Consider the following 18,634-nt stretch of genomic DNA (forward strand, 5'->3'; position numbering starts at 1 on the left):
CGGATTCAGGAAAATGGGCTTCGGTGACCGTGCCTTGGGAGGGTGCAGGTCGTTCAAGGCATCGTTCCGGCTTGATGGGCCGTCATGGCGGCCATGTTCTCGTTCAGGTGGGCCATGATCCAAACCGATCCCAGGACCACCAGCGCAACGATCAGCACGCCGAAGGCCAGGGCGAGAATGTTGTTGGTGTTGTCCGGCCCGGTGGTCAGGTGCAGAAAGAAGACGAGATGCACACCCATTTGAGCGACCGCGAGCACCACCAGGGCCGAGATCACCGCCGGCTGGTAAATCAGGTCGGTTTGAGCCGCCAGGAATGACGCGATCGTGAGCAGGATGGCCAGGCCGTAGCCGATCACATAGCCCAACAGCCCTCCAGCCACTTCGTGCTCGGTTATGCGTTCCTCGCCCGGTGCGGAATCGCGGCGATCCTGCATCTCGCCGGGCCCGCTCTCGATGTCGGTCATGGCGATGCTCCCAACAGATAGACCAGGGTGAAGATGGCGACCCAGATGATGTCGAGTGCGTGCCAGAAAAGCCCGAAGCAGTGGAGCCGCCGCAAAATATCCGACCGAAAACCCTTGACCCACAGCTGCGCCATCATCGTGCCCAGCCAGAGCAGGCCGAGCCCGACATGGGTGCCGTGGCAGCCAACTAGGGCAAAGAAGGCTGATAGAAATGCGCTGCGCGAAGGCCCCGCCTGCTCGCCGATCATCGCCGCGAATTCCTGCACCTCTAGAAACAGGAAGGCTGCCCCGAGCAATCCGGTGACGAGCAGCCAAGCCTGCGTGGCAGCCATCGATCTGCGATCGGTCGCGAGCGTTGCCAGGCCACCGGTGAAGCTCGACGTGAGCAGAAGGCCCGTCTGCACCGCAACGCGGGTGGGCTCGAACAATTCCTTGCCGGTCGGTCCGCCGGCGGTCGCCTTGGCAAGCACGGCATACGCCGCGAAGAAGGCCGAGAATATGATGATGTCAGACAGCAGAAAGATCCAGAAGCCATATGCCACGGTGACGAATTTCGACGCCGGGCCGCCTTCTCCGTGGCCGGTCGCGGAGCGCACGCCGTACCGGCCGCCGTGACCAAGCCGATAGGGGTCTCGTGTCTGGGTGCCCGCGCCGAAGTCGCCGGGTAAAGCGTGATCGCTCATGTCGGGCGCTCCCTTCTGCGCAACCAGGCAAACTGCGCGGCCTTGCGGCCCTCGTCGATGCGCGCGACCTCTTCGGCGGGAATCTCATAATCCCCATGATCGCGCCAGGCGAAGACGACGAAGGTTGCGTAGGCGCCGATGAAGCCGACGATTGCCAGCCACCATATGTGCCAGATCAGCGCGAAGCCGATCAGCGTGCTGAAGAAGGCGGTGACGAAGCCTGTCGGGCTGTTGCGCGGCATCTCGATAGGCTCGTATGCTTCCTCCGCATCGGGCCTCTTCTCCTCCCTTGCTTGTTGCTTGATGCCCCAGTAGGGCTCTTCATCCTCGACGTAAGGCAGCCGCGCGTAGTTGAAGATGGGGGGAGGGGAGGATGTCGACCATTCCAGTGAACGCCCGTCCCATGGATCGCCTGTCTCGTCGCGAAGTTTATCGCGATGTCGGATCGAAACGGCCAGTTGCATGATCTGCAGTGCGGCGCCGGCGATCATCACCAGCACGCCGAACGCGGCCACCACCAGCCATGGCGCCCACAGATCCATATCGATATGTTGCAGGCGCCGCGTCATGCCGAGCAGACCGACGATATAGAGCGGCACGAAGACCAGCATGTAGCCGGCCAAGGTGACCCAGAATGCGGCCTTGCCCCAGCCTTCGTGCAAGCGGAAGCCGAACGCCTTGGGAAACCAGTAGGTGAAGCCGGCGAACGCGCCGAACAGCACGCCCGAAATGATGACATTGTGGAAATGCGCCACGAGGAAAAGGGAATTGTGCAGCACGAAATCGGCCGGTGGGACGGCAAGCAGAACGCCAGTCATGCCGCCGACGGTGAAGGTGGTCACGAAGGCCAGCGCCCAAAGCATCGGCGTGTCGAAGCGGATACGCCCGCCATACATGGTGAAGAGCCAGTTGTAGATCTTCACCCCGGTGCCGACGGCGATGACCGACGTGGCAATGCCGAAGGCGGCGTTGACGTCTGCTCCGGCGCCCATGGTGAAGAAGTGATGCAGCCAGACCATGAACGAGACGATGCAGATGAACATCGTGGCCGCGACCATCGAACGGTATCCGAACAGCGGCTTTGACGAGAATGTCGAGAAGACCTCGGAAAAGATGCCGAAGGCGGGAAGCACCAGAATGTAGACCTCGGGATGGCCCCAGGCCCAGATCAGGTTGACGAACATCATCTGATTTCCGCCGGCTTCGTTGGTGAAGAAATGGAAGCCGAGATAGCGGTCCAGCGTCAGCATCGCCAGCGTGGCGGTGAGGATCGGGAAGGCGGCGACGATGAGCAGGTTGGACGCGAGCGAGGTCCAGCAGAACATCGGCATTCGCAGGTAGCCCATACCAGGCGCACGCATCTTGAGGATGGTCGTCACCAGGTTGACGCCGGTAAGCAGCGTGCCGACGCCGGAGATCTGGATCGACCAAAGATAGTAATCGACACCGACGCCCGGCGAGTAGGTTGTCTCCGACAAGGGGGCATAGGGCAGCCAGCCGGTGCGCGCGAACTCACCGATGACAAGCGAGATGTTGACCAGCAGGGCTCCGGAAGCCGTCAGCCAGAAGCTGACGGAGTTGAGCGTCGGAAAGGCTACATCGCGTATGCCAAGCTGCAGCGGTACGGCGAAATTCATCAGGCCGATCATGAAAGGCATCGCCGCGAAGAAGATCATGATCGTGCCGTGCGCGGAGAAGATCTGGTCGTAATGCTCCGGCGGCAGGTAGCCCGGCCCGTGGATCGCCAGCACCTGTTGCGTGCGCATCATGATGGCATCGATGAAGCCACGCAGAAGCATGAGCATCGCCAGCACAATGTACATCACGCCGATGCGCTTGTGGTCGACCGAGCTTATCCACTCGTTCCACAGATAGGGCCAGTAGCCCTTCACCGTTATCCAGCCAAGCACGGCGGCCGCTGCCAGAAAGACGCCGAGAGCCGCGACGAGCGGGATGGGTTGATCGAAGGGAATGGCCGACCAGTCGAGCTTGCCCAGCATCGTCATTGCGCCCCTTCTGCCTGTGGATGATGCCCGGTCGCCGCCGCCGCCGCGGGCAATGCCTTTGGGCTCACCTGTGGCTCGCCGCCGGCTGCACTTTCAGCGGGCCCCGGACCCGGGGGCAATGTCTGCTGAGCGACGGCATCGAACAGCCCGGGCTGAACATGGCCGAACGTGGACGGCGCCACGTTGGTGCTTTGCCGGGCGAGCTCGCGATAGGCATTGGCGTTGAGCACGCCGCCGCCGCCGCGCAGCGACGACGCCCAGCGGGCGAAGGCATCGGCTGACACTGCGCTCACGCTGAAATTCATGTCCGAGAAGCCGTCGCCGCTGAAGTGCGCCGACTGGCCGTAAAAGCTGCCCTCGCGGTCGGCCTGCAGATGCAACTCGGTCTGCATGCCGTTCATGACGTAAACCATGCTGCCAAGCTGGGGCACGAAGAACGTGTTCATCACGCTGGCCGAGGTCAGCTTGAAATGCACTGGAACGCCGGCGGGGATGACCAATTGATTGACCGCGCCCACGCCCTGCTCGGGATAGAGGAATAGCCATTTCCAGTCGAGCGCCACCACCTGGATGTCAAGCGGCGGCTGCGCGGAAGGGATCGGCTTGCGCGGATCGAGCTGGTACGATCCGTAATAGATCAGCCCGCCAAGGAAAAAGATGGTGAGCGTCGGGATCGACCAGACGATCAACTCGATGCGCCCCGAATAGGTGAACTCCGGGTCATAGCGCGCGTTGCTGTTCGAGGCGCGGAATTTCCATGCGAAGGCCAGGAGCGCAACAAGCGTCGGGACAACGATCACCAGCATCACCGCCAGTGAGTTCAAGAGGATCGTGCGGTTGCCCGAGCCAATGGGTCCTTGCGGGTCGAGCACACCTCCCGCGCAGCCGGGGAAGAATGCGATTGCCGGGACCCAGAGCAGTTGCCGCCCCGGCTTGGGGCTGGATGGCAACAACACTGGCTCGGCCAGCAATCCTGGAGAGGACGCGTCCTTGGGGCGCGCGTTCTTCGCGCTTTCCATCTGACCTCTTCCCGTGATGCAACTTCAAGGCACGGCCGGGTGCCGCCCTCCGCCGGACGCCCTAACCGGCGCCTCCCGAGTTTGTTCCGCCGGTCCATGCCATTGGTGATCATGCCCGGCTTCGGCGCAAAAGTGGAGGTCAAGACCGGGTGGCGAAGACCGCTGGGGCCTTATTGTCGTTTCCTCGGCGAGACGCCCGCCGCACCGCTAACCCGTTTTCCCCGCCGGATAGACACCCTCCAAAACATCATTGAAATGGCGGCTGACGGCCTTGTTGCACTCGCACGCGAGCGAGCGCAGTCCTTCTGGATTGCGCACCGCAAGCCGAGATCGCCTGGTTTCGATACCGACAGCATCTTCCGTGCAAGCCGGATGCCGGCCCTTCGGTCCCAAAACGAGACACATCTAAGGCCAGTGTTGCCCCGGGGTTACAGCGCAATACCTGGTTTTAGTCTACAAGATCTTTGCGTAGGGGTTTCCTGGGCACGGTGGACCGTCTGGGAACTAGGGGCAGATATGAGGAAGGTAGCCCGTCGATTTCGGTCGACGGGTTTTCTTTTGGAACATCGACCAGGGAATGCCGGTTCGCGTGTGCGGCTTCCTGCTTTCCCTCCCAACACGCCGCAATCAGAGTGTCCGGTGCTCCGAGACAGGCCTGCTCGACCCCGGGCGGCGGGCCATATCGGTGGAGTTGACCGTTGGCGGGTAAAGCCGCCGCCCGTTTCCTGCCTGGCTCAATTAAATGGCTGAATTTCAAACCGACCCATTACCAACCGGCGCATTGACGCGCGACCCTTTCGCTGCAAGGATATATTAACGATTTGTTTACCAGGCGCCAGTCACCGCTGGGAACTTGGGGGGAATTTGGAACCGTTTCTGGGTACGAACCGCCTCAATTGGGATGATCGGGCCGAACTGCATTCGACCGACACAACAGGCAGCTATCACATCGAAAATGTGCTGGCAGGCGGATCCAATCTTTATGAACTGGAGACGGAGGAGGTCGGTGATATTGTCGGCAAAGACATCGTCCATTTGCAATGTCATATTGGGCTCGACACGATCAGCTTGAAGAATCTCGGCGCGGGCAGCGTGACCGGTCTCGACTTTTCACCGACGGCGATCGCCGCTGCGCGGGATTTCGCTGCGAAGGCAGGCACTGAGGTGCGCTTCGTCGAGGCGCCACTGTTCGAGGCAGTTGAAGCACTCGGCCGGACCTTCGACGTCGTTTATGTTACCTGGGGCTCGGTAAACTGGCTGGACGACGTGTTCCGCTGGGCGCGGGTTGTTGCTGATCTCCTGCGACCCGGCGGCAGGCTCTATATGGCCGAGGGCCATCCGTTGATGTTTCAATGTGATCGCAAGGCCGCGGCGCTGGAGTTTAAGCACGATTGGCGAACGCCTACAGCTCTGCCGCTCACATGGAACGAGGAACGGACCTATACTGGCGACGACCGCATTTTGAAGCATTCTCGCTATTATGAGTGGATTCATCCGATCAGCGACGTGGTGAACGCGCTGATTTCAGCTGGGATGACGCTCGATTTTCTGAATGAGCATGACACGGTTTCTTGGCAGCACTTTTCATTCGCGGTGAGAGCCGGCAAGGATATGTACGGCTTACCCAACAACTCTCCCAAGATCCCAATGGCCTACTCCATTGGCGCGACTAAGCGAAGCGTCGGCAAGATACCATACCTTGTTGCTCCCAAAACGATTGCGGACCACTGTTAATCCAGTTTTGCACTGTCATCCCCTGGGCACGATCACCCGGACCCGGGGATCATCCCCGCCGACACGTTGCCTCATTGAGTGGCCGCTGGGTCCAATCGCCTCCGGCGACGTGCCAGAACGACCTCCGCGGTCGGACAGTGCAAAGTTTTCAGAACTGTGAAGTTCAAAATTAATTAATGAAAGCTAATGTTCTATCGGCGGATAGATCCGAGAATCTGAACAACACAGGGGAGTCTCACCCTATTGGCTCTTTTCGGCGCTAGGTTCGGCGGCATAAAGGATGCTGTTTTTTCCTCGGCAAACATCCCGGCCGCAATGGCGGTCTTGGTTATTGCGATTAGCGCAGCGTATGCGGACCACCAGAACAAAATCGTTTCGGACCAAACCGCTCGTGCGGATGTTCTGGTCAAGGTCAATCTGATCCGCGCCAAGCTAGAAGGGAACATCAACGGAAACCTTCAACTCGTGCATGGACTGGTCGCGACGGTCGTGACTGAACCCTATATGGGACAGCAACGCTTCGCCTCGCTCGCGAGCAACCTGTTTGGCGGCGACTCGCAATTGAACAATATTGCTGGCGCGCCCGATCTGGTCGTTTCCTTAATGTACCCTCTGAAGGGCAACGAGAAAGCGGTGGGCCTCGATTACCGAATGGACGATCGGCAGCGCAACGCCGCGCTGCGGGCACGAGACGAGCGCAAGTTGATTCTAGCCGGTCCGGTCGACCTGAAGCAGGGCGGCCAAGGCTTCATCGGCCGTTTTCCGGTTTTCGTGCCGAGCGCGGGCAATACTGAAAGATTCTGGGGCATCATTTCCGCCGTTGTCGACGTGCAGCGCCTTTACAGGGCGAGCGGCCTGTTTGACGATGATCTCGGGATTGACGTCGCGCTCATCGGTAAAGACGCCCTCGGCCCGCGTGGAGATCAATTCTTCGGCGATATCGGCGTCCGCAAAAGCAATCCAGTGACGGCCGAAGTTCTGCTCCCCTCAGGTTCCTGGCAAATAGCGGCCATCCCCAAAAGCGGCTGGCCTTCGACACCTAGCAACGCGTGGTTCTTGCGCGCGATCATGGCCGCGGCCGGGGCGCTGGTTGTGATCCCATTCTTGGTCACCAGTCGTCTGATTGGCGAGAGGCAGCGCAATTATGCGGAACTGCGTCGATTGTCGAGACGCCTCGAACTCGCTCTGGAGGCGTCGGCTATTGGCGTTTGGGAACACGATCTCGCGACCAATGATCTGTCCTGGGACGACCGCGTCAACGAAATATATGGCAAACCCAGCGATGGAGGACCTCGCGGCTACTCGGATTGGGCGGGGGCAATTCACCCCCAGGATTTAGCCGGCGCCAACGCAGATTTCGACCGTGCCGTGGCCAGCCGCGGAACATATTCGTCGGAGTACCGGATTATTCGTTCGGACGGCGAGATTCGTCATGTCCGAGCCAAGGCGACGATATACCAGGCTCCAAACGAGACGGCCAAAATGATTGGTGCGGAATGGGATGTAACAGCCGACGTTTTGCTGAATACCGATCTGGTTCGCGCAAAACAGCTGTCTGAGTCGAAAAATGCGGAACTCGGGGCAGCCAAGGCGCGCATAGAGCATATTGCGCTTCACGATTCGCTGACCGGTCTGCCCAACCGTCGTTACCTCGACCAGATGTTGGAGGAGTACACAGCAAATGCAAAGCGTGATGGGTGCTATGCGGCCCTGCTTCACATCGACTTGGACCGGTTCAAGCACATCAACGATACTCTTGGCCATGCCGCGGGTGACGCGATGTTGGTACACGCATCTGCCGTCCTCCGATCCAAGGTCGAGAATGGGGGATTCGTCGCTCGGATCGGAGGAGACGAATTCGTCGTCCTGTGCACGGTGAATGACGATATCAAGCAACTAGCGCTGCTGGCTGACCGCATCATCAGTCAGATGGGCGAACCCGTCTACTACCGCGGTCACCGATGCCGTTTTGGTGTCAGCGTGGGAATTGCAGTCGACAACCGAAAAGACGCCGAAGCCAAGCACCTGCTGATGAACGCCGACATCGCGCTTTACCGAGCAAAAAGTCGTGGGCGCAATCGACACGAATTCTTCACTGAGGCGATGCAAAGCGAAATCGTCGACACAAAGCGGATTGCCGATGAGCTGCTTGGCGGCCTCGAGCGTAACGAGTTCATAGCCTTCTACCAGCCCCAATTTAGCGCAAAAACGCTCGAAATTGTCGGAGTCGAGGCCCTTGCGCGATGGAGACACCCAAAGGAGGGTATTTTAGCGCCGGATGTCTTTCTAAAGATTGCAGAAGAACTAAATGTCGTGTCGACGATCGATCGAACCATACTGAACCAAGCGCTTTCAGATTTCCAAGGCTGGTCTGCTGCGGGTCTTCATATACCGCGCGTATCGGTCAACGTTTCGGCACGGCGGCTTCAGGACGAAGAACTCATAAAGAGCTTGAGAGAACTAAATATCAAGAAGGGAACAGTTTCGTTCGAGCTTGTTGAATCCATTTTCCTTGATGAAAACGACGATTTGGTGACTTGGAATGTCGACCAGATCAAGCAACTGGGCATTGATATAGAGATAGATGATTTTGGCACCGGCTATGCCTCCATAGTCAGCCTGCTCAAGCTACAGCCTCGCCGACTGAAGATAGATCGGCAGCTGGTCATCCCAATTGTCGAATCGCCGCAACGAAGGCAGGTTGTCTCGTCGATCATCGAAATTGGCAAGTCCTTGGGTATCGAGGTTATAGCGGAAGGCGTCGAGACGATGGAGCACGCACGCGTGCTCAAGGGGTTGGGCTGCGATATACTGCAGGGTTATGCCTTTGGGCAGGCATTGGATTCCGACCGCCTGAAGGTCTTGGTTCGCTCTCGGCGTCTGCGTGCGGCCAGCTGAGTGATAGCTGCTGCGTTTGCTGCCTGCCTGCTTCGCATATACTGGAACCGCGGACGTTGACGCTAGCGCCTTCGCCTATACATCGTGTCAGAAGGCAATATCTCGCTCCCCGCAATCTGGATCTACAAGGACGTGACAACATGACGGCTCTGGGCGAAAACGGTCGTACCGGCTACCTGCTTGGCGGAACGGCAGCTGTCCGGTCCAGATCGCCCAAGGCCGCCAGTCTGCTCACGGCAAGCGGTCATTCAACAGTTCTACAATTCGTGATTGACTGGGGTTCTTGGAAGTTTTTCGAAATTTCTGGGTGGCGCCTCAGTCCGAATTGCGGTTGCTTTTGAACAAAGTGGGACACTAGATTCGGTTTTAGGAAGCTTTGAAGGCATCGACTTCTTGCACATACGCCAGATTGCGTGTCAGCACGAAGTCCCACGCTTGCTACCTTTGAACGGCAGCTTTGAGCCACAAGGAGACCGTCCTCGCTTGGGTTGCAGGCCACGCAAGGCCTATGAAATGGTCCCGGCTGCGTCTCGCTGTAGTCCACTGCCCGGAGGTTGAGAGAAACACTCCTCTCTCGCTTGCGTCCGCAGCAACTAAAAATGCCCGGTTGGAAATCTCACATGTCTGTCCTACCTCCTCAGGACCGCTCGCTCGAGACCTTCTTCTTACCATCGGGAATTGATCGCGGTGCGGGGGCATTTTCCCGTGGATATCAAAACTGCCGTTCAATTGGCGCCATCGCCGTAGCGGCGTTCCAGCGCATCGGCTATGCGCTCGCAAAGGAGCTCCGCAGTAGCAGTCGTGAGGTGGAGACGAACGTGGCCTCTTTCGGGGTCAACGAGTTCAACAAAGATCCCGGAATCGGATTGTCCGGGCTGATCCAAGACGTCCTTGACGACAAAATCGACTGTCTTGTCCAATTGTTTGGCCCTAAATGTTTCGCAATCCCACCGGTTCTACAGGCGGCTTCCCGGGAAGCCCAAGTCTGTTTCGATGATTGTGTGCGTAGTACTCGGCAAGAGCCTGCGTCGCGAACACTTCGACCGTTGACTCGCCACTCTCAACGACACGGACGATCCACCGGTTCTCGACTGTTTAACCAGCACCTCGTTTGGTTCTCCACCCACCATCCCCGTTCTCGGTTTGCGCGACGCGAGATGCTTCGCGTTTTCTTCAGAGAAGAACATCCATACTTGAGCAGCGTCAATCTAATATTTTGTGATTGCAGATCCAAATCGAATTGATGACATGGGACGAAGCGCCCCTTTCTTAGTTGGCGGTTATCCCCACGTTAAACCCGTTGTTACGAGGCGCCACCCACCTCCAGGCGGCAGCACCGGTCCTGTAGTGTCCCACCGGATGAACTCGACTTCCTTCCCGGGGCTCGCCGCACGGTGTTCAACAGCACCTCGTGCAGGACGCGCAGGTTGGGTGTTCTGGCTGGATCCTGAAGAACAGCTGGTGGCGGTCCGGGAAGCGGCGCTAATTGAGGCCCCAACAGGGGACGGTCCATTTACCTACCCACCGAATGCCGAGTTCCTAGGCCTCACTCACAACAGATGCCTCCACGGCAGCCAGCGGCGCTTCCAGCGTCCAATTGATCCCATGCGAGCCACACTCAAGATCGGCCTTCCCGCCGACAGCCTCAGGCGCTACCCGCTTCAGCACCACGGTTCCAAAGCCGCCCTGACCGATGGCCTGGACCTTCGGCCCATCGGTTTCGGCCCAGGCGAGGTTAAAGAGCTTCGAATCTCCCGAACCGTTCGTATGCCATTGGACGGAAATCGTGCCCCTGTCTCCCGAAAGCACGCCGTACTTGGCTGAGTTGGTCGCGAGTTCGTGAAAGGCAATGCCGAAATACTGGACGGCGTTGGGGCTCAGCACTATGGATGGTCCCGACATGGAAATCCGCCCCTCATTCCCGAACGGTTTGGCTTGCGACAGCAGCAGTTCGAAAAGGGTCACGCCTCTCCAATCGCCAGCGACAAGCAGATCGTGCGAGCGTGACAGGGCCATGATCCGCTCGCGAACCTGCCGTTCGAACACCGCAGGGTTCTCGGCGCGCTTGTTGGTTTCCCTGATCATCGAAAGGATGACGGAATACTGGTTTTTGACCCGGTGGTTGACCTCGCGCATCAGCATGCGGATCCGCTGCTCGTTCTCTTTTGCCGATGTGATGTCCCTGGCAATCTTCGATGCGCCGATGATCTGCCCGGTTGCGCTGCGCACGGGCGATACCGTCAGCGAGACCGGAACCAGACTGCCATCCTTGCGCTGACGGACCGTCTCGTATGTGTCGACGACTTCCCCACGGCGGATGCGTTCGAGGATGCGGGGTTCCTCGTCCTGGTGGTCATCCGGGATCAGCATCGTCACCGAACGGCCGATCGCTTCCTCGGCGGTGTAGCCGAACAGCCGTTCTGCGCCGCGATTCCAGCTCTTGATGATGGTGTTCAGGTCCTTGCTCACGATGGCATCGAACGAGGATTCCACGATCGCCGACAAATGGTGCCTGGCCTCCTCGGCATTCTGGCGGTCGGTGAGGTCAAACAGCATGTTGACGGCACCGATCAGCTTGCCCGTCTCATCGCGGAGCGGCGTCGGATATGGCTGAAATGGGAAGAAAGATCCGTCAGGGCGCTGCGCTATCGCCTGCTGGCCACGCACAGGGCGGTTTTCCTTCAGCGCGATCGCCATGGGGCACTCATCGTGAGGAAGGTCCTTGCCGTCCGGTGTGAACAGCTTGAACGTCACGCACCACTTGTCCTTGCCGATCTCGGGCTCGCGGCCCGCCATTTCGGCGGCGGCTCGGTTGTAGTAGGTGATGACCCCATCCGGGTCAGTCGTGTAGATGGCGACAGGGAGACTGTCGAGGACCTGGTGATAGGTGCTGTCCTGCCGCTTGAGCTCCGTGCGGGTGCGTTCCAGGTCGGTTACATCGACAGTGAAACAGCGTGTGTTGATTAGCTTGCCGTCGCGGAAATGCCCGCTGGAAGAAATTTCAACGTGCTTGATCGATCCGTCGTGGGCTCTCAATCGCGCCGGATATCTGGCGATCTTCTCGCCACGGGAGAGGCGGTCCAAAATGTCCTCGATCACTTCCCGGTCGGGATAGAACTCCGCGACGTGGCGACCGATATAGTCCTGCGCCGGAAACCCGAGAAGGTCGAGCTCGGCCTGGTTGGCATGAAGAACGACACCATCCGCACTTACCAGATGGAGCGCAACGGCGCCGTTTTCGAAGAAATCCTGGTAGTCGAAGTTCCGATTATCCTCACAAGGCATGTCCGGGTTCTTGAACGCGACAACATTCGCCTGCGGCACTTCATTCATCCCAAAACCCCTTTCTGCTCAACCGGCGGTAACGCGGGTGTCGCCAATTTGTTCCTGTAGCTCGTCCCTCGCGGGACGCTCCTCTTGATTGAGCTTGTGGAGGCATGCAAATCTGAGCTCGGACGGAAACCACCGTGCCTCACATGGACAAACCTCTCGTCCTGGTCGTCGACGACGAAGCCTTGATTGCCGCGGAGATGGAGACTGCTCTTTCCGAGGCGGGCTTCACGTAGCTTTGGGATCGTCGTGTGCACAGGCAGAGCGTTTGCTCGCGAACCACATGCCCGCGCGATCCTGGATCGGCTTGGTATGCCCAAGCAGGTCGTGAGGAACTTTACAGAATGGCCTGCGGACCTGACTGTGAAAAGATATGCAGGGCGAAAGCGGTTGTTCGGCCGTGTCGGGCGATCGCTTTCGATACCGCCTCGATCGCACCATGACGCCCTTGAGGGGGTGGAAAGCGTTCATCTGGCGGACTAGATTTCCCCACATGCTGGAGCCGCTAGGATCGGATCTTTGGTTTGCGGATGGCGGAGTCGTATCGTTCAAAGGCTTCGACTATCCAACACGCATGGTCGTCGTGCGTCTTGCCGACGGCGGACTGTGGCTATGGTCGCCAGTCGAAAGAACGGCAGCAATTGAGGCCGAGATTCGGTCCCTGGGTCCTGTTCGGCATATCGTCAGCCCCAACAAGCTGCACTATCTGTTTCTGGAGGACTGGCAGGCCGCATTCCCGGATGCGAATGTGTGGGCGACGGCGACGACAATCGCAAAGTGCAGGCAGCTCCGCTTTTGCGGGGTACTGGCCGACAATCCGCCCGCCGAATGGAACGGGCAGGTCGACCAATTCTACTTCACCAATTCGCCATTCATGGACGAACTGATCTTCTTCCACCGCGCGTCGCGGACCGCCATCATCGCCGACCTCTCTCAGACCTTCAGCGCGACGTTCTTGAAACACCATTGGCCTTGGTGGATGCGAGCAATCGCAAGAGTTTCCAAAATGATCGAAGGGTGGGGTTATCCCCCGATCGACTATCGGGTCAGTTTCCGCAACCGCTCAACAGCGCGCCCAAAGATTCGTGAGCTGATCGGAAAGCACCCCGAGCACGTCGTCGTGGCGCACGGTGAGGTTGTCAGGACGGGTGGCGAAGCATTTTTGCGGCGGGCGTTTTCATGGTTGCTCCATTAGCCCCAACGTCAGAGCGGACAGTCGCCGAACGGCCTTTATCTGCTGATCTGTGCGCGAGACGAGATAGTTCGCTCTGAGGTTCGAAAGTTCTGCAATTGCGACTGAAAGGTTCCTGAACGCTTTGGAACCTTGGCCTGGCTTCAGCCGGGCTTGCGCAAGAACGCCAGGCGACGACGCTGATCTGCCGCGCCAACTATCCCGGAATGAATGCGTTGATTGGCTATTTGGCCGACGAGTGCTGTGCCGACGCGAAATGTGCGCCCGCGGCCAGCAAAGCCATGGCCTGATTTTTTTTACCTGCGTAATTCGAAGATACTGGAAGGATCGAAAAATGGACGCAATCGCAGATCTACCGGTGGCAGTCATCGGCGCCGGTCCGGTCGGCTTGGCCGCGGCAGCCCAACTGATCCGCCGCGGGCTGAAGGTGGAGGTTTACGAGGCCGGCTCGCATGCCGGTTCGAACCTTTTGGACTGGGGCACGTGCGGGTCTTCACGCCCTGGCGCTATTGCGTCGATGCCGTCGCCCGGCAGCTGCTCGAAAGCCATGGGTGGAGAATGCCCGAGCCCGAGGCATTCCCCACTGCCGGTGAGATCGTCGCCCAATACATCAGCCCGCTCGCGCAACTTCCGGAACTGGCCCCGTCCATCGAAACAAATGCTCGCGTCGTCGCGGTGTCCCGATGGGGTGCGGACAAGGTTGTCAGCAAAGAGCGTGCAACTAAGCCCTTTATGCTGATGGTCGAAACTGCCGGCGGCCGGCGCCGGGATGCGGCCAGCGCTGTAATCGACGCCTCGGGCACATGGCAAACACCCAACCCGCTTGGCGCCGGAGGCCCGTCCGCCGAAGGCGAAAACGAGTTCGGCGACCGGATCGCCTACGGCATACCTGATGTACTCGGCCGGGACCGCCATCTCTACGCGGGGCGTACGACTCTCGTGGTGGGGGCTGGTCATTCCGCAGCCAACGCATTGCTGGAACTGACCAAGCTGTCAGAAAGCGCCCCGGGCACTTCAGCAATCTGGACGACGCGCAGCACTGACCTAGTCCGCATCTACGGTGGTGGCGATGCCGACGCGTTGCCGGCACGTGGCGAACTCGGCTCCGAAGTGAGGGAGCTTGCCGAAAGCGGTCGCGTCCAACTTGTCACGGGCTTTGCCACGACAGCAATCCGGGAGGTTGACGGCCGCCTGCTCGTGGAAGGGCAAACAAAAGACGGTATTCAAACCATCGGTCCCGTCGACAGGATTATCGCGGCCACCGGCCAGCGCCCGGACATTGCCTTGACCCGCGAGCTGCGGCTCGACCTCGATCCATGGCTTGAAAGCGTGAAGGCCCTCGGTCCTCTCATCGATCCCAATGAGCACTCTTGTGGGGACGTCCCGCCGCATGGCCACCGCGAGCTCAGCCACCCCGAACCGGGGTTCTATACCGTCGGCATAAAGAGCTACGGTCGCGCTCCGACATTCCTGCTGTTGACGGGCTACGAGCAGGCCCGCTCCGTCGCGGCGGCGATCGCCGGTGACATGGCGGCCGCCGATGCCGTTCAACTGGTTCTGCCGGAGACGGGAGTTTGCACGGTGCCGGCATCCTTTTTCGGCTCGTCAGCCGAAGGCTGTTGCGGTGGCCCGGCGCCAGCGGCGGTTGATGCCTGCTGTGTTGCGGATGTCCAGGCCAAGGAGAGTGGCAAGTCTGGCTGCGGCTGCAGCGCCGCGGCATGACCTCTTCGCCTCAGCCGACCACCACCGTGCGCAGCCGGCGCACGATCATCACCACGCTTGGCGTCACACAGATCATGGCGTGGGGATCATCGTACTATCTCCCCGCGGTCATTGCGCCGGCAGTCGCTGCGGATACCGGCTGGCCTCTGGCCTGGGTCGTCGGAGGCCTGTCTCTTGGATTGCTCACGGCGGGAGTCATCTCGCCGCATGTCGGTTCCTCGATCGAACGACACGGCGGCCGAAACGTCTTGGCATTCAGCGCGGGATGCATCGGCCTTGGCCAGATCGGACTTGCGGTCGCGCCCAATTTGGCCGCGTACATCGGGGCCTGGCTGGTGATCGGCCTCGGCATGGGGGCAGGGCTTTACGACGCCGCGTTTGGGACGCTTGGCCGGCTCTACGGTCATGGGGCGCGGTCCGCCATCACGACGCTCACCCTGTTCGGTGGCTTGGCGAGCACAGTGTGCTGGCCGATCTCGGCGTTTCTGCTGGGCGAGATTGGTTGGCGCGGCGCCTGTCTGGTTTACGCCGCCGTTCAGCTTTTCATTGCTTTGCCGCTCTACCTCGTGATCCTGCCTCGCGGCGTGCCTCAACCGTCTGCCCAAGCCGGACCGAACGCGGCAGCGACGCCGGCTCTGCCAATCGGCCGCCATCTCACGATCATGGTTGTCCTGGCCGCGACTCTTACGCTTGCCGCCGTCATCTCCTCGACCTTGTCGGTGCATCTTCTAACGATCCTGCAAAAGAGCGGCAAGACTCTCACTGCGGCCGTGGCGCTTGGGGCGCTCGTCGGTCCCTCCCAGGTCGCTGCACGCACAATCGAGATGATGATCGCGCGCTTTCATCACCCGATCTGGACCAAGTTCGCGTCGGTGGCCTTCGTCGCAATCGGGGTCTCGGCGCTCTGGGTCGGCATGCCGATCGTGCCGTAGGCGCTCGCGTTCTACGGGGCGGGCATCGGGTTGGAGTCCATTGCTCGCGGTACGCTACCGCTCGCCTTGTTCGGCTCTAACGGATACGCCCAACTGATGGGCCGCCTTGCCATGCCCAGCCTGATCGCCCAGGCAGCAGCACCGTCCATTGGCGCATTGCTGCTGCAACGCTTTGGCGCCTACGGCACACTGGCCACGCTCACCGGCCTGGCACTGATCAACGTCGGCTTGGCATGCGCATTGGGCTGGCTGGTTTTCAGTCGGCGTGGCTTTCAAATTCAGCCGAAATAGCCTCGGTTGTTTACGAGCCATGTGCTGGACCGACAAGCTCGCGTTCCATGGCGGGTAGCGGCGGATAGGGCCGGATATAAATCGGATGATGGATGGGGAAGATACATAAAGAAAATCAGCTAGTTACGAGATGTTGTGTGCAAAAATCGCACACGAAAGTTCTGCTACTTTTCCTTTTTCGTTCCCACGACAGAGCCGCCGATACTCCGATTCGGGCCCTCTTTTGCCGACGAGAATTGCCGCTTCATTGCGGACGTTCGCTACGATATCCATTGGCCGCAACATCCGCTCTGGCCTCCAATTCCCCTGGAGTTTTAGAAGCTTTCCAAACTTTCTGCCTTGCGCCTCAGCCCCAATCGCGTGCGCTTATGGGAGAAATTCGGATGTCAGAACCGGTTTTGGAAGTTGCCCGCCAGATCTTCGAAGCGAGGAGCTCAGAACAATGCGGCACCCCTGATGAAGGTGTCCAGCCTCGGGCCGGCTATGGCGGCATGCCGGTGCTGCGCGAGGTCTTGCTGGAGGTCAATAAAGCCGAGATCGTCGCACTGGTGGGCAGCAACGGCGCCGGCAAGACGACGCTGCTGAGAGCGCTGTCGCGGGTGATCGGCTCGACCGGCACGATTGAGTTCGCCGGCCGCGACCTTTCGCCGATGACGCCCGACGAGGCGTTTGGCACAGGGCTGGTTCAGGTGCCGGAGGGCCGCCAGCTTTTCGACCGGATGAGCGTCGAGGACAACCTGCTGATGGGCGCCTACAGGCGCGGCGACGGCCAGGCGATCGGTCGGGACCTCGAACGTATCTACGGCCTGTTTCCGCGTCTTGGCGAGCGCCGTCTCCAGCTTGCCGGCTCGCTGTCGGGCGGCGAGCAGCAGATATGTGTGCCATGGCGCGCGGTCTTATGGCGGCGCCGGTGCTGTTGATGATCGACGAAATGAGCCTTGGCCTGGCGCCGGTGATTGTAGAGCAGTTGCTGGAGGTTTTGGCGGGCGGTCCGCAAGGAAGGCGTCACGATCCTGCTGGTCGAACAGGACGTGCACCTGGCGCTTTCGGGCGCCGATCGCGGCTATGTCATGGAGACCGGCCGCATCGTCCACCATGGCGCGGCAAAGGCGCTGATCGACGACCCGGCAGTGCGCAAGGCATATCTCGGGCTGTAGGTGGTGCGACTCGAGCTCGATGGCCATGAGCGAGCCGCTCTCCCAGCAAAAAGTCCATCCCTGCGTAGGACATGGACGAGTTGCGTCACAAGAAGCTCGCTCTGCACCAAGCTAAATGACCAGCATTATGGCCGCCCCAATTTGCAGAACGCTTGAGGCACAAGAGCTATTTCAGCCGCTTGTGTGCGCCAAAAGAGTTGCCGCAGTGCCGGGCAATGCTTGATGCAGACCTGTGCAAGCCACTGGGCGTCAGGCGTCCATTCGAACAGTGGCGCCAGGCTGCGGTTGATTTCTTTCCATGGGCTCATCTATCTCGCAGCAGGCACGAAGTACGGCATGCGCCTTCGAAAGCTTGTGCGGCGAGAGCTCGAACGTCAGCAGCGCGTCTTATGACATCCCCACTACCATTTTCTAACCGGTCTGTGCCATCTCGGTCGATGCCGTTCGACACCGGCGCCCACCAAATCGGAGCTCGGTTCGTCCAGGCACTCGGACCAGCGTGGGTTAATAGCGTCACGCTCCCCGTTCCGCGCAACTAGACAAACATCATCACGATGACCGCGCCGATCACTATGAGGACAAGTCCGCCAATGAGCATCGGCAGCAGATTGTTGTCCGGGTCGATGCCAGAATCAATCGTCTTTGTTACCTGTTGATCGTTCTTCTTTGGTTCAGCCATGGCTCGTCTCCGTTCGAGGGAAAGCTGCCGGCGCTACATTATTCGCCGCCGCGTGCCGACCCGACACGAGCCGGTGATGTCGGGGAGCCGAGGAAGTCCCCGGGCATCAGCACGATGTCGGCCAACGTGTAGCGGTCAAGAGTGTTCTGGAAGGAGGCTATCGCTTCGCCAAACATGCCTGAGAGCTTGCAGGAGGCAGTCAGCACGCACTGGTTTCCGGAGGCAAAGCACTCCACAAGGGCGAAATCCGGCTCGGTCAGTCGTATTACGTCGCCAATCCGGATCATCTCGGGCCGACAACCCAGAACAAGGCCTCCGGAACGGCCGCGGATTGCCTTCAAATAGCCGCTGCGGGTCAGGGTATTGGCCACTTTGTTCAGATGCGTCTTCGACACTTTAAAGGTGCGGGCGGTTTCCTCAATCGTAATCAGGCGATCGGCAGCTGAGGCGGCGTACATCAGCATCCGCAAGGCATAGTCCGAGAAGGCGGTCAGCCGCATGGATATCTCCTGTCGCCGATTGGTGCG

11 protein-coding genes and 4 pseudogenes are annotated in these 18,634 nt (G+C 59.8%); 7 read left to right on the top strand and 8 right to left on the bottom strand.

The genetic code is table 11. The features are described 5' to 3' along the window. Positions 1–53 precede the first annotated feature (53 nt). From cyoD to cyoA, 4 genes are read right to left on the bottom strand one after another with little or no spacing between them, the layout of a single operon-like run. Positions 54–464, bottom strand: coding sequence for a cytochrome o ubiquinol oxidase subunit IV (gene cyoD / locus LB568_RS08935; RefSeq protein WP_013895480.1), 411 nt, complete (start codon positions 462–464; stop codon positions 54–56). After that, positions 461–1,147 carry a cytochrome (ubi)quinol oxidase subunit III gene (locus tag LB568_RS08940; RefSeq protein WP_140569552.1) on the bottom strand — a complete coding sequence of 229 codons (687 nt, stop codon included), beginning with the start codon at positions 1,145–1,147 and terminating at the stop codon, positions 461–463. Before LB568_RS08940 ends, cyoD begins: the two co-directional genes overlap by 4 nt. Next, positions 1,144–3,147, bottom strand: coding sequence for a cytochrome o ubiquinol oxidase subunit I (gene cyoB, locus LB568_RS08945; RefSeq protein WP_041164913.1), 2,004 nt, complete (start codon positions 3,145–3,147; stop codon positions 1,144–1,146). The genes LB568_RS08940 and cyoB overlap by 4 nt, the downstream gene beginning before the upstream one ends. Before the next feature lie 2 nt (positions 3,148–3,149). Next, positions 3,150–4,172, bottom strand: a complete 1,023-nt coding sequence (gene cyoA / locus LB568_RS08950; protein WP_224729888.1) for a ubiquinol oxidase subunit II — start codon at positions 4,170–4,172, stop codon at positions 3,150–3,152. Between the two features lie 864 nt (positions 4,173–5,036). Between cyoA and LB568_RS08955 the strand changes: the two genes are divergently transcribed. Continuing rightward, on the top strand, positions 5,037–5,906 hold the full coding sequence (locus tag LB568_RS08955) for a class I SAM-dependent methyltransferase (protein ID WP_013895484.1): 870 nt from the start codon (positions 5,037–5,039) through the stop codon (positions 5,904–5,906). Positions 5,907–6,221: 315 nt separating this feature from the next. Continuing rightward, positions 6,222–8,804, top strand: a complete 2,583-nt coding sequence (locus tag LB568_RS08960) for an EAL domain-containing protein (protein WP_224729932.1) — start codon at positions 6,222–6,224, stop codon at positions 8,802–8,804. A gap of 725 nt (positions 8,805–9,529) precedes the next feature. Here the strand turns inward: LB568_RS08960 and LB568_RS08965 are convergent. Together LB568_RS08965 and LB568_RS08970 are read right to left on the bottom strand one after the other, a co-directional pair. After that, a complete protein-coding gene (locus LB568_RS08965; protein WP_224729889.1) occupies positions 9,530–9,724 on the bottom strand; it encodes a hypothetical protein in 195 nt (64 codons plus the stop codon). A gap of 619 nt (positions 9,725–10,343) precedes the next feature. Then, a complete protein-coding gene (locus LB568_RS08970; protein WP_013895487.1) occupies positions 10,344–12,137 on the bottom strand; it encodes a PAS domain S-box protein in 1,794 nt (597 codons plus the stop codon). A gap of 370 nt (positions 12,138–12,507) precedes the next feature. Here LB568_RS08970 and LB568_RS08975 point away from each other — a divergent pair, with 370 nt between their 5' ends. From LB568_RS08975 to LB568_RS08995, 5 genes and pseudogenes are all read left to right on the top strand, one after another. Further along, positions 12,508–13,329, top strand: coding sequence for a DUF4336 domain-containing protein (locus LB568_RS08975; protein WP_224729890.1), 822 nt, complete (start codon positions 12,508–12,510; stop codon positions 13,327–13,329). Positions 13,330–13,478: 149 nt separating this feature from the next. Beyond that, a pseudogene (locus LB568_RS08980) lies at positions 13,479–13,616 on the top strand (transcriptional regulator); the annotation flags it as partial. Between the two features lie 44 nt (positions 13,617–13,660). Beyond that, positions 13,661–15,048 (top strand): annotated as a pseudogene (locus LB568_RS08985) (NAD(P)-binding domain-containing protein). Further along, a pseudogene (locus LB568_RS08990) lies at positions 15,045–16,271 on the top strand (MFS transporter). Before LB568_RS08985 ends, LB568_RS08990 begins: the two co-directional pseudogenes overlap by 4 nt. 491 nt (positions 16,272–16,762) lie before the next feature. After that, a pseudogene (locus LB568_RS08995) lies at positions 16,763–17,428 on the top strand (ABC transporter ATP-binding protein). Between the two features lie 535 nt (positions 17,429–17,963). Here LB568_RS08995 and LB568_RS09000 read toward each other — a convergent pair. Both LB568_RS09000 and LB568_RS09005 read right to left on the bottom strand, forming a co-directional pair. Continuing rightward, positions 17,964–18,107 carry a hypothetical protein gene (locus LB568_RS09000; protein ID WP_181176674.1) on the bottom strand — a complete coding sequence of 48 codons (144 nt, stop codon included), beginning with the start codon at positions 18,105–18,107 and terminating at the stop codon, positions 17,964–17,966. A 38-nt stretch (positions 18,108–18,145) separates the two neighbouring features. Continuing rightward, positions 18,146–18,607, bottom strand: a complete 462-nt coding sequence (locus LB568_RS09005; RefSeq protein WP_224729891.1) for an RrF2 family transcriptional regulator — start codon at positions 18,605–18,607, stop codon at positions 18,146–18,148. Positions 18,608–18,634 lie beyond the last annotated feature (27 nt).

The sequence above is a fragment of the Mesorhizobium sp. B263B2A genome, assembly GCF_020165775.1.
In the GTDB taxonomy this organism is placed as follows: Bacteria; Pseudomonadota; Alphaproteobacteria; order Rhizobiales; family Rhizobiaceae; genus Mesorhizobium; species Mesorhizobium opportunistum.